Annotated in this window: 8 protein-coding genes; 6 read left to right on the plus strand and 2 right to left on the minus strand. The window is 35.5% G+C overall.

The window, feature by feature from the left end; translation table 11 throughout:
• Positions 1–4 precede the first annotated feature (4 nt).
• The 4 genes from ME1_RS04375 (at position 5) to mfd (ending at position 5,826) form a co-directional block, all read left to right on the plus strand.
• Positions 5–1,273 carry a lipoprotein-releasing ABC transporter permease subunit gene (locus ME1_RS04375; RefSeq protein WP_004863788.1) on the plus strand — a complete coding sequence of 423 codons (1,269 nt, stop codon included), beginning with the start codon at positions 5–7 and terminating at the stop codon, positions 1,271–1,273.
• Positions 1,273–1,953 carry an ABC transporter ATP-binding protein gene (locus tag ME1_RS04380; RefSeq protein WP_004863790.1) on the plus strand — a complete coding sequence of 227 codons (681 nt, stop codon included), beginning with the start codon at positions 1,273–1,275 and terminating at the stop codon, positions 1,951–1,953. Before ME1_RS04375 ends, ME1_RS04380 begins: the two co-directional genes overlap by 1 nt.
• Before the next feature lie 76 nt (positions 1,954–2,029).
• Positions 2,030–2,320, plus strand: coding sequence for an FAD assembly factor SdhE (locus ME1_RS04385; protein ID WP_004863794.1), 291 nt, complete (start codon positions 2,030–2,032; stop codon positions 2,318–2,320).
• 5 nt (positions 2,321–2,325) lie between these two features.
• Positions 2,326–5,826, plus strand: a complete 3,501-nt coding sequence (gene mfd / locus ME1_RS04390) for a transcription-repair coupling factor (RefSeq protein WP_004863798.1) — start codon at positions 2,326–2,328, stop codon at positions 5,824–5,826.
• 904 nt (positions 5,827–6,730) lie between these two features.
• On the opposite strand, the gene ME1_RS04395 is transcribed toward mfd, so the two are convergent.
• Entirely contained in the window at positions 6,731–6,925 is a 195-nt protein-coding gene (locus ME1_RS04395) for a hypothetical protein (protein ID WP_245256301.1), read from the minus strand.
• Between the two features lie 443 nt (positions 6,926–7,368).
• Between ME1_RS04395 and ME1_RS04400 the strand changes: the two genes are divergently transcribed.
• On the plus strand, positions 7,369–7,980 hold the full coding sequence (locus ME1_RS04400; protein ID WP_004863804.1) for an invasion associated locus B family protein: 612 nt from the start codon (positions 7,369–7,371) through the stop codon (positions 7,978–7,980).
• Between the two features lie 69 nt (positions 7,981–8,049).
• Here ME1_RS04400 and ME1_RS04405 read toward each other — a convergent pair whose 3' ends face one another.
• Positions 8,050–10,680, minus strand: coding sequence for an Rne/Rng family ribonuclease (locus ME1_RS04405; protein ID WP_004863806.1), 2,631 nt, complete (start codon positions 10,678–10,680; stop codon positions 8,050–8,052).
• A gap of 594 nt (positions 10,681–11,274) precedes the next feature.
• Here ME1_RS04405 and ME1_RS04410 point away from each other — a divergent pair.
• Positions 11,275–12,504: an N-acetylmuramoyl-L-alanine amidase gene (locus tag ME1_RS04410; RefSeq protein WP_004863808.1), complete on the plus strand. Its 1,230-nt coding sequence runs from the start codon at positions 11,275–11,277 to the stop codon at positions 12,502–12,504.
• The last annotated feature ends 57 nt before the right edge of the window (positions 12,505–12,561 follow it).

Raw genomic sequence — 12,561 nt, forward strand, 5'->3', positions numbered from 1 at the left:
TGTTATGAAGAGGGTGAGCGGCAAATGGTTTTCGTCTTATGAGTGGATGATTGCTTTTCGTTATATGATTCCCAATAAAAAACACGTCGTTGCATCTGTTATTTCAATCATTTCTCTCATTGGAATTATGTTAGGGGTGTTTGCTCTTGTTGTCGTTATGGCGGTGATGAATGGTTTTCGTACAGAACTTCTCAATCGTATTCTTGGTATGAATGGGCACCTTATAGTTCAGGCAGTTCATTCTGGTTTTTCGGATTATAAGACTCTTATTTCTTCTTTAGAATCTGTAAATGGCGTGAAGTTTTCTTTACCTGTTATTGAAGGTCAAGCACTTGTTCAGGGTGAAGTTGAAGGGGGCTCTGGTGCATTAGTTCGTGGTATGCGTAAACAGGATTTAGAAAAGCTTAAAACAGTATCTCAAAATATTAAGTTAGGTTCACTTGCTCAATTTGATAAAGAAGAAGGTGTTGCAATTGGAAGTGGTTTAGCAACAAAATTGGGGCTTACCGTTGGGCATTATCTTCGTATCATTACTCCAGATGGCGATGCAACTCCTTTTGGGGTTACTCCACGTGTTAAGGCTTATAAAGTAAGCGCTATTTTTGAAGTTGGTATGTCTGAATATGATTCAATATTTGTTTTTATGCCTCTTCATGAAGCACAAATGTTTTTTAATTTAGGAGATAAAGTTCAGTCTTTAGAATTATTTCTCAATAATCCTGACGCTGTTGATCAAATAAAACCAATTATAGAGAAAGCTGTTGACCAACAAATCTATTTAATTGATTGGCGTGTACGCAATCAGGCTTTTTTTTCAGCCTTACAGATTGAACGGAATGTTATGTTTTTCATTCTTTCTCTTATCGTTCTTGTTGCTGCTTTAAATATTATTTCAGGGTTGATTATGCTTGTAAAAGACAAAAGCCATGATATTGCAATTTTACGTACGATGGGTGCACAACAAAGTGCGATTATGCGTATATTTATTGTCACTGGTATGATGATTGGAATTATTGGAACACTATTGGGCTTAATTTTGGGTGTCATTGCCAGTGCAAATATCAATCATATTCAAGATTTTGTCTCTTGGTTATTTAATGTCGATGTTTTTAATCCTCAACTTTACTTTTTAACAAAATTGCCTGCGCAAATTGATTGGAGGCAGACAGTTCTAGTTGCTGTTATGGCTTTATTTTTGTCATTTCTTGCTGCACTCATTCCAGCATGGCGCGCTGCTAAGCTAGATCCTGTAAAAGCTTTAAGGTATGAATAATGACAGCTATTTTAGAGCTTGTAGAGATTGAGCAACATTTTTTTGAGAGTCATAAACCGCTTATTATTTTAGATAAAGCAAATTTTATCCTCAATCGTGGAGAACTTGTAGCCCTTGTTGCACCATCTGGTGCTGGAAAATCAACACTTCTTCATATTGCTGGATTATTGGAAAAACCAACGGCTGGAGATGTGAGATTACGAGGAATTTCTTGTACAAAGCGTTCTGATAGTGAACGAACAGCTATAAGGCGACATGATATTGGTTTTGTTTATCAATTTCATCATTTGCTTCCAGAATTTACAGCTTTAGAAAATGTTATGATACCGCAAATGATAGCGGGATTTAAAAAATCTGTAGCAGAAGATCGTGCGCTTAAGTTGCTGACATATCTGCGTATTTCTCATCGCGCCAAACATCGCCCCTCGGAATTGTCAGGTGGCGAACAACAACGTGTTGCTATTGCACGTGCTGTAGCAAATGGTCCTTCGGTTCTTTTAGCTGATGAACCTACAGGGAATCTTGATCCTGTAACTTCAGCCTATGTCTTTCAAGCTTTATCTGTGCTTGTTCGTCAATCTGGTCTTGCTGCTCTTATTGCAACACATAATTACGCTTTAGCTAAACAAATGCATCGCCGAATTACGCTTAAAGATAAAAAGATTATTGAACTTCCTTAAGTCAAGATGGAAAATTTATTCCAAAAATTGAAAACGCCATTTATATCACTGTTTACTTATTTCAAGGAGACTTTTTATGACAGTTTTTGTCGTTGACGAAAATCTACTGGACGTGCGTCGTCGCCGATTGATTTTTCGTGCATGGCACCGTGGTATTCGTGAAATGGATCTCATTTTTGGATACTATGTGGATGCTCATATTGCTGAGATGACTGATAAAATGATTTCTGAACTTGAGTATATTATGTCTTTTGATGATCGCGATTTATTAACGTGGGTTACAGGAGAGATTTTACCTCCCTCTGAAATAGATAGTCCGCTTTTTCGTGACATTGTAAATTATCATGTTTACACAAAATTAAATTGATCCCGATGCCAATATTTAAAAAAATTATTATTCCCCAACATATTTCTAATCCCATGATCTTTGATGGAATTACTGATGGTTTTGAAGCTTTTGCGCTTATTAAATTGCGTTCAGAAATTGCACAAAATAAACCGCTTATCTATGTTGTCCGTGATGGAACAAAAATTGCTCATTTACAGCAAGTTTTAAATTTTATTGAGCCTAATTTATCTGTACTTCAATTTCCTGCATGGGATTGTTTACCCTATGATCGTATATCACCTGGAATTTCTATCACAGCACGTCGGCTATCAACTTTAACACATATAGCAAATTTGCGTCAGAGACCATGTCCTGCCATTATATTAACAACAGCAAATGCAATTATGCAAAAACTGCCACCACGTGAAATGATTGAGACACAGATAATTCACGCACGTGTTGGCCAATCTATTAATATGGGGCATTTAATTCAATCTCTAGAATGCAATGGTTTTGAACGTGTTACAGTTGTTCAAGAGGTTGGTGAATTTGCTATAAGGGGAGGAATTCTTGATATTTTTTCTCCCGTTGAAGTTGAGCCTTTACGGCTTGATTTTTTTGGCGATACTCTGGAAACTATACGAATATTTGATCCAGCAACACAAAGAACAACAAATAAAAAAACTGAGTTTTTGTTACATGCGATGAGTGAAGTTGTTCTGACTCCTGAGTGCATAAACCGCTTTAAAAGCAATTATATCCGCACATTTGGTGTATCACAAAAAAATAACATGCTTTATGAAGCTCTTTCTCAAGGACGGCGCTTTGCCGGTATGGAACATTGGTTACCATTTTTTTATGACAATCTTGACACTTTTTTTGACCATTGTGGGGATTTACCTATTGTTTTTGACCATCTCATAGAAGAAGTGCTCACTGAGCGTTATCGCCTTATTGAAGATTATTATGATGCGCGCAAAGAGCGTGAAAATGATAAAGAAACTTCTACTTCTTATCATCCGATAGCGCCTCATCTTCTTTATTTAACACCAAAGCGTGTTTTAGAGTGTGCACAACAATCTGGCCCGCGTGTTGATTTTACACCTTTTAATATTCCACAAACTTTTGGACAAACTGTAATTCATGCGAATGTTAAACTGGGATATGATTTTATAAAGGAACGGAATGCGCAAGAGAAAAATGTTTTTTCAAGTGTTGTTCATCATATTGCTTCATTGCGCACTGCTGGTAAGAAGGTGCTTTTAGCTTGTTGGAGTGAAGGGTCTCTCCATCGTTTAATGCAAGTTCTTGAAGAGCATGGATTGAAAAAAATAGATGTTGTAAAATCATTACAAACTGTCAGAGCAACACCGCGTGATCGTATATTAGCAGCTGTTATAATGATAGAGCACGGTTTTGAAGCGGAAGATTTTGCTATCATAACAGAGCAAGATATTCTTGGTGATCGATTAATAAGATCACCAAAACGTCGTAAACACAATACAAATTTTATTGCTGAAATTGCGACTTTAAATTCTGGTGATATGGTTGTGCATATTGACCATGGTATCGGACAATTTGTGGGGCTTAAAACCATTACGACAACTGGAATTTTACGAGACTGTCTTGAAATTAAGTATGCTGGTGGTGATCGACTCTTTTTACCTGTTGAAAATATCGAACTTCTTTCACGTTATGGATCGGAAGGAACAGATGTAACGTTAGACAAATTAGGTGGAGTTGCTTGGCAAGCACGGAAAACACGGCTTAAAAAACATTTATTGGAAATGGCTGGTCAGTTGATTCGTATAGCTGCAGAGCGTGCTATGCGTTCGGCACCTGCTTTAGTCCCACCAATTGGACCATTTGATGAGTTTGTTGCATGTTTTCCTTATGAAGAAACAGAAGATCAGATGGATGCGATTGATGCTGTTTTAGATGATTTAGCTTCAGGAAAACCAATGGATCGTTTAATCTGTGGCGATGTTGGTTTTGGAAAAACAGAGGTTGCTATTCGAAGTGCTTTTGTTGCAGCTTTAAATGGTTATCAGGTTGCTGTTGTTGTACCGACAACTCTGCTTTCACGACAACATTACAAAACTTTTATTTCACGTTTTCAAGGATTACCCATTAAAATTGGTCATGCTTCAAGACTGGTAAAAGCTAAAGAACTTGCACAAGTCAAAAAGGGTATTTCAGATGGTACGATTGATATTGTCATTGGAACGCACGCCTTATTAAGTGATGCAGTTAATTTTTTACGGCTAGGGCTTCTTATTATTGATGAGGAGCAACATTTTGGTGTAAAGCACAAAGAGCGTTTAAAAGAGCTTAAAAGCGATATTCATGTTCTTACACTTTCAGCAACTCCTATACCACGAACTTTAGGATTAGCTCTATCAGGGGTACGTGAACTTTCATTGATAACGACTCCTCCCATTGATAGGATGGCGGTACGTACTTTTATTGCCCCCTTTGATTCACTTGTTATACGCGAAACATTGCTTCGAGAATATTATCGTGGCGGACAAAGTTTTTATGTTTGTCCTCGTATTTCTGATCTTAGCTTTGTGGAAGAATATCTCAAAACACATGTTCCAGAACTCAAATTCGTGGTTGCTCATGGGCAAATGCCTGCTGGCCAACTTGATGATATTATGAATGCATTTTATGATGGACAATATGATGTTCTGCTGTCAACGACTATTATTGAATCAGGCCTTGATATTCCAACAGCCAATACATTAATCGTACATCGCGCTGAAATGTTTGGTCTTGCTGCTCTCTACCAATTACGAGGGAGAGTAGGGCGTTCAAAACAACGTGCTTATGCACTTTTTACATTTCCTGCTGGTAAAGTTTTAACTGCTGCGGCTGATCGTCGTCTTAAAGTTTTACAATCTCTCGATACGTTGGGGGCTGGTTTTCAATTGGCAAGTCATGACATGGATATTCGTGGTTCAGGCAATTTTTTAGGTGAAGAGCAATCGGGACATATCAAAGAAGTTGGATTTGAGTTGTATCAAAAAATGCTTGAAGAAGCTGTTACTGAGTTAAAAGATGGAGAACAAAGTGAAGATAAACAATGGTCTCCTCAAATTTCACTTGGTACAACTGTTATGATACCAGAACATTTTGTACCTGATTTATCACTCCGTATGGGGCTTTATCGTCGTTTGACAGAATTGAATAATTTAGAACAAATTGATGAGTTTGCAGCTGAGTTAATCGATCGTTTTGGTCCTTTGCCCCTTGAAGTTCAACATCTTCTTAAAATCTTTTATATAAAAACATTGTGTCGAAAAGCCCATGTAGAAAAAGTAGATGCTGGACCAAAAGGAGTGGTTATACAATTTCGCAATAATTATTTTGCGAATAGTGTTGCTCTTGTTCAGTGGATTGGAAAACAAGGCGCGATGGCAAAAATTCGTCCAGATCAGAGCATTGTTCTTGTCCGTGATTGGGCTACAGTGGATGAAAGACTTATTGGAGCAGCAGATATTATGACACATCTTGTAGAAATGTTAGAGAAAAATTCTGTTTAGAGTTTATTTTTATAATTCAAAGTGATAAATCATTTTATTAGAGCGTATTCACAGAATATTCGTTCATTAAGTTTTTATAAAACAAAACTTTAAGTTCATGATAAAAAGACTCTCAAAATTTTCATTTTAAGCTTTGTAATAATACAATGAAAGGAATAACTTAAAAAATATAGCCATAATGAGAGCTTCCATCATAGAATGAAATATTTTTCATAAATCTTCTAAAAAGCAAAAAAAGTATCGTAATATATTTTTTTATCACACAAATTGCTAACTATAACCTTCTGTTCTGATATAGGATATTATTAAAAAGATACTGTTTACCTCATTCAAAATCGAAAAGTATTGATAAAACTTATCTTACTCTTTTATTTTTTATAACCCGTCTCGTATTAAAAACAAACTCTATGAGATTCGCAAGAATTGCTTTTGAGAAACTTTCTTTAATAATACGTCCTTCGCGAACGGCTGAAAAATTATAGGAATGTTGCTAACAATTTCGATTTTGATGATATTAAAATTGTTTAATCCTTTATTAATGGAAAGATTCTGCTCCCAATAATGAAGAGCGCATTTATAGATAATTCGTTCAACTTGGATCAACATGCTCAATGATAGAGGGATAGCTTTCTAGAATTTTATTCATCCCATTTTTTTCAAAATCATCAACATTAATAGCATGTTTGGGAAATATAAACATTACACCTGCCAAAAGAAGTGTAAATTCACGATCTTTTGGGTGTGGAAATGTATTTTAATACTATAATTGACAACTCTTTCAACGAATTCTATCTGTTTCATATAGCGATCATATGGAAGTCTTCATTTATCTTTAAGAAGATTTATTGTGAATAAATTGTCTGCAACTGTTATAGGTTTTCTATCTGAAAAGCACGCCTTTGAATTAAGAAAATAATTTCAGTGCACTCATTGTTTCGTACATAAGACTAAAAAATTGTTTATCAGAAAAAAGCCCCTTTGCAGTTGTTCTAACACTACGGATGACAAATGGATTTAATCCATAAAATGTTCTAACAACACGATACGTAACTTTTACCTTTTCGATTTGCATCAGGAAATTCATAAGGGAAATATTCAAATGTATCTCATAATTTGGGAGTTTTATGCATTGCAATACTTGCGCTTCTAGATCCTCCATAGCTTAAAAGAAGATTATAAATATAAAGAAAGTTTAAAGTAATAAGAGCTGTAAAATATTATAGGAGTTTACTTTAATTATATTGCAATATTGATTTGTTTATGCGATCTTACTTTTTTCGTTGCACCAAGGTATTTTATGGATGAATTTTATAAAAAACCAATACCATAAAAAGGGGGGGATTCTGTATATGAGTGCATAAGAGTTTCATTTGCTATTTGTAGCTTTTTTCTACAAATTTGACTTTTTTCTTTATCTTGCAGTAAGAAGCATAAAGTAGGTGTCATTTCATTGGTTTAATTTAATACACTTGATTAAAATTATATTTAATATTCCTAATGTTGGGATTATTGTAAAAGCGCGTTGAAAGGACTAACTTAATCATGTCGCATAAAAATATTTGTTCTGTTGTTTCAGTATTAGCTGGAGCTGCTGCCCTTTTTTTTACAATCCATAGTTCTGCGGGTGCACAAACTTTATCTCAAGGTTGGTATAAGGTTTGTAGTAAGCAGCATGATGTTGATGTTTGTAATACAATGAATACTGTTGTATCAAATACTGGACAGCCTTTAACGGCTTTTAATCTCGTTGAAATAAAAGGAAAACAAAATGAAAAGCGTATAGGTATTCAAGTACCTACAGGTCGTTTTTTGCCAGAAGGTGTTCATATTCAAATAGGAGATAATTTCTCTAAAAAAATTCCTTATGTTATTTGCAACGGGCCGAGCTGTATTGCCAATGATGTCTTAGACGATAAGCTTATTACTGCTATGAAAAGCGGTTCGAAAATGGTTGTAACCACAATTAATTACCGAGGTTCAGCTAATCCTATTGAATTTTCTCTTAGTGGATTCACAGCGGCATACACAGGCCCTGGTATGGAAGAAAAAGATTTTCAACAAGAACAAATAAAATTGCAGCAAGCTATTCAATCAAATCAAAAAGAAATTGAAGATCGCATGCGCGCCGAGCAGGAAAAAGCTAAACAAAAATAATAAACGTAAAATTTTTTATATTTACTTATAAAAACCGCCACAAATATTTTGTGGCGGTTTTCTTATACCTTAATTTTTAGAAGGATTTCTGCGTCTCCACCAACCAATACGCCCAGTTTTAGGAGCATCGTCAGGAACTGATGATATAACAACAGGATGACTAGTTTTCTCTTCAATTTTGGAGGAATCTACTTTAACAGATTCCTCTTCTAGAGTTTTTTGTTCTGATGTTTCTTCTGTTGGTGTTGATTTTTGAGAAAGTGACTTTCTGCGCGTTTTACGTGTTGTAGATTTTTTAGCATTTGTGGGAGTTTTTTTCATCACTTCATCAGTAGATTTATCTACTTTTTTTATCTTAGTTTTATGCATCGAGCTTGTTGTAGATTTTTTTTCCAAAGATTCTGGTGCTTCTACATTCTGATCATTCTCAATAACTTGTTGATTTTGTAATACTTTTGAAGAACGTGTTTTACGTTTTTTAGGTTTAACAACCGTATCATTTTTTACAGATTCATCTTGTTCTATATTTAGGTGTTGTGTATTGCTTTTCGCGTCCTCAAATTGAACAGACTTAGCAGCTGGAGTGCGGCGTTTATGGTGTGCTGTTTTAATTTCTTCTAAAGCCTGCTTAGCAAAATCTCCTACTGGTTCTGCATAAGGAATACGAATCTGATAAAAACTATTCTCTTGATTTCGACGGCCACCACGACGTCCTCGACGACGTCCTCGACGACGAGAATCATCATTTAACGTATTGTCTTTTTTATGAATGCTGGAAGGAGCATCGTCATTAATCTCATCTTGACGCTTTTTATGCCGATGTTTCTGATTCACTTCAACAGGGATTTTATCTTCGATAGATGTGCTATCTACTAAAATTATGTCTTTAGCTTCTTCTTTATCATCGTCTTCAACAATTAACGGTGGTTGAGAAACTGCCTCCGCTATTGTACCCTTAGAAATAATGAGATGTTGCGTTCCAATGCTATCATCTGCTTCAATACTGATACTAAGTTTAAAGCGCGCTTCTAAATTAACAAGAATGTTACGTTTGTGGTTTAATATATAGAGCGCTGTTGTGACAGGTGTACGCACAGTAATATTATGTTGCGGATTACGAAGAAGATATTCTTCAATTGAGCGCATGACATGTAAGGCAATCGATGATTCAGAACGCACATTTCCTGTTCCCGCACAATGTGGGCAAGGTTGTGTTGTACTTTCTAAAACCGACACGCGAATACGTTGACGACTCATTTCTAAAAGACCGAAATGTGAAATGTGACCAACTTGAATACGGGCACGATCGCTTTTTAAGCATTCTTTCAACTTTTTTTCGACCAGTCTTACATTGCGCTCTTCAAGCATATCAATGAAATCAATAACAATCAAACCAGCAAGATCACGTAAACGTAATTGACGCGCTATTTCTTCTGCAGCTTCAAGATTAGTTTGTAATGCTGTTTTTTCGACAGATAATTCTTTGGTGGAGCGGCCAGAGTTTACATCAATAGCAACAAGTGCTTCTGTTTGATTAATAACAAGATAACCACCAGATTTTAAAGAAACTTGTGGGTGCAACATCTTATCAAGTTGAATTTCGATGTTGTTGCGTGCAAAAATAGGGATAGGATCGCGATAGGGTTGCACAACTTTTGCATGACTTGGCATGAGCATACGCATGAAGTCTTTCGCCTCACGGTATCCTTGATCACCAGAAACAAGAATTTCATTGATATTCTTATTGTAAAGATCGCGTATAGAGCGCTTTATGAGATTGCTTTCTTCATGGACAAGGCATGGTGCTGTGGATTTTAACGTCAATGTGCGAACAGTATCCCATAACCGCGTAAGATACTCATAATCGCGTTTAATCTCAGCTTTTGTTCTATTTGCTCCAGCAGTTCTTAGGATGACACCCATACCCTTAGGAACTGCTAATTCTTTTACAATCTCTTTAAGACGTTTGCGATCTTGGATATTCGTGATTTTTCGTGAAATACCACCACCACGCGCTGTGTTAGGCATCAAAACAGAGTAACGACCTGCTAGAGATAAATATGTTGTGAGTGCAGCACCTTTGTTACCACGTTCTTCTTTGATAACTTGCACCAACAAAATTTGACGTCGTTTAATCACTTCTTGAATTTTATACTGACGCCCTTGTTTTCGTTGATAGGTAGGGAGTTCTTCACGTACATCCTCTGCACCAACCATTTCGATATCATCATGAGAAACATTTGCATTGAATACTTCTTCTGTATCATCAAGTATTATTGCTTCAGAAGTCATGTCATTTTCAACATCTGCTGCTATGATACTGTTACGCTCATCTTTTTTTGTTTTTCTGGAGCGTTTTTTATTTTTGTTTGTTTCTTCAGGAAGACTTTCAGTATAATTTTCTCCTACAGCAGCTTTTTCTTCTTCTTCAAGAAGAGCGAGACGATCAGCAATAGGAATTTGATAATAATCGGGATGAATTTCAGAAAATGTCAAGAAACCATGGCGATTGCCACCATATTCGACAAAAGCTGCTTGAAGAGACGGCTCTACACGCGTAATACGTGCTAGATAAATATTCCCCTTGAGCTGCTTTTTATGTTCTGATTCAAAATCAAGTTCTTCAATTTTGTTGCCGTGAACAACAACAACACGTGTTTCCTCCGGATGGGAGGCATCTATAAGCATTTTGTTTGACATAAGTTAAAATCCTAAAGGCGACATACACAACTTTATTCAAACGAACAGTATAAATGTTCGCAGAGGTAAAGGGTTGTCTGCCATAAAAGGGAGGTACCAGAAAAACAGGATGGGATATTACGTGCAAATGCATGACAGCATTTACAACATTTCTCAACACCATCTCCATCTGTTTTGTATGACTCATAATTTTGTAAGTCTCCGGCAAAACAATCTTTAAAAAGTTCGGATATCCGAACCAGCGAATCTTAAATAATGCAATTCTAGCTTTTGTGACATAAAGAATTTTTATCCATAAAAAGTCTAAATGTGTAATATGCAATAAATTTTCTAAAGACAACTTAATATGGACTACAGATAATTTAGATGGTCTATTAGCTAGAAAGCATAAGTGTTCTTTTATGTTGATATCATGGTTTTGGCAAGTAACAATATAATGCATCCTATTATAATGTCTTTGAATTGCTTTAATTTAGTTTTTTAGAGGTGTAAAAATTCCAAGATTTATCATTTGTTGAAAAATATGGAGTAAACTTGAACTATTGCTTTTATGCGGTTGAGATCAATTGTGGCTAATGTAGAGTATTTCACCTAATGATAAAAAAGATTTTTATCCAAAAGCTAAAAATAACCTATTGGGATGTTATCTTGTACGTCCCATACTGTTTATTATTTTTTTTAGTATTCCAAACAAATATCCAAGCTGCAGATGCCATAAAACTTGTCAATTTACGCACTATTGGTGATAATACACATACACGTATTATTGCGGTTTTTAATGCTAAGCCAAATGTTCGTTTGCAGATTTTGGATAAACCAGCGCGTTTAGTTATCAATTTACCTATAGTTGATTTTTCAGCGCAAAATACATCTTCAAAGAAACAGAATATATTATCAAGCATGTTATCAGATGTGCGTTACAGTTTATCTGATATACAGACTTCACGCATTATTTTGACAAGCAAAGTTACTTTTATTGTTGAAAAAACTATAGTACAAAAATTAGATAATGGTTTATGGCAACTGTTGATTGATATTAGTAAAAGCACACAAGAAAAATTTAATGAAATATTTGAAAAACAGCAAAAAACTCATCTTAATGTACAAAAAAACTTAATGCGGACACGTAATTTCCGCGTCATTCTTGATCCTGGTCATGGTGGAATTGATGGCGGTGCGCGAGGTGTTACTGGAATTTTGGAAAAAGATGTAACATTAGCTTTTGCACGTGTACTGCGAGATGAATTAAAAAAAGATTCTCACATCACTGTTGCTTTAACACGTGATTCTGATGTCTTTTTAAGATTAAGTGAAAGAGTTAAAAAAGCGCAAGAATTTGGTGCTGATCTTTTTATATCTATTCATGCAGATACCATTAGTGCGCATTCTCTTCGTGGTGCTACAGTATATACGATATCAGATAAAGCATCTGATGCAATTGCAAAATCCTTAGCTGAAAATGAAAACAAAGTTGATCTTCTCGATGGTTTGCCTGCAGATGAGTCGCATGAGGTTACAGATATTTTGATTGATCTTACCCGACGTGAAACGCATGCTTTTTCGGTGAATTTTGCGAATAGTGTTGTCTCAAGCTTATCAAAGAATAATATCCATCTTATAAATAATCCTCATCGATATGCTGATTTTCAAGTTTTAAGGGCTTCAGATATACCCTCTGTCTTGATAGAGATAGGTTATTTATCCAATAAAGAGGATGAAAAATTATTAAACAATCCCCAATGGAGACAACAAATGGCTCACTCTATTACTCATTCTATTCGGCAATTTGCCGAGTATAAGCAGAAAGTTATGCAGCCTCTTTAAATTTGTGAGAAAATAGAGTATCAATATGCGCTTCTAGGTAAAAGGCAGAAAATATTT

Source organism: Bartonella vinsonii subsp. arupensis OK-94-513, assembly GCF_000278235.1.
Taxonomy (GTDB): domain Bacteria; phylum Pseudomonadota; class Alphaproteobacteria; order Rhizobiales; family Rhizobiaceae; genus Bartonella; species Bartonella arupensis.

Coding starts and splice junctions, on each gene's coding strand:
- ME1_RS04375 (WP_004863788.1), top strand. CDS start 5: ATGAAGAGGGTGAGCGGCAAATGGTTTTCGTCTTATGAGTGGATGATT.
- ME1_RS04410 (WP_004863808.1), top strand. CDS start 11,275: ATGATAAAAAAGATTTTTATCCAAAAGCTAAAAATAACCTATTGGGAT.
- ME1_RS04380 (WP_004863790.1), top strand. CDS start 1,273: ATGACAGCTATTTTAGAGCTTGTAGAGATTGAGCAACATTTTTTTGAG.
- ME1_RS04385 (WP_004863794.1), top strand. CDS start 2,030: ATGACAGTTTTTGTCGTTGACGAAAATCTACTGGACGTGCGTCGTCGC.
- mfd (WP_004863798.1), top strand. CDS start 2,326: ATGCCAATATTTAAAAAAATTATTATTCCCCAACATATTTCTAATCCC.
- ME1_RS04400 (WP_004863804.1), top strand. CDS start 7,369: ATGTCGCATAAAAATATTTGTTCTGTTGTTTCAGTATTAGCTGGAGCT.
- ME1_RS04405 (WP_004863806.1), bottom strand. CDS start 10,680: ATGTCAAACAAAATGCTTATAGATGCCTCCCATCCGGAGGAAACACGT.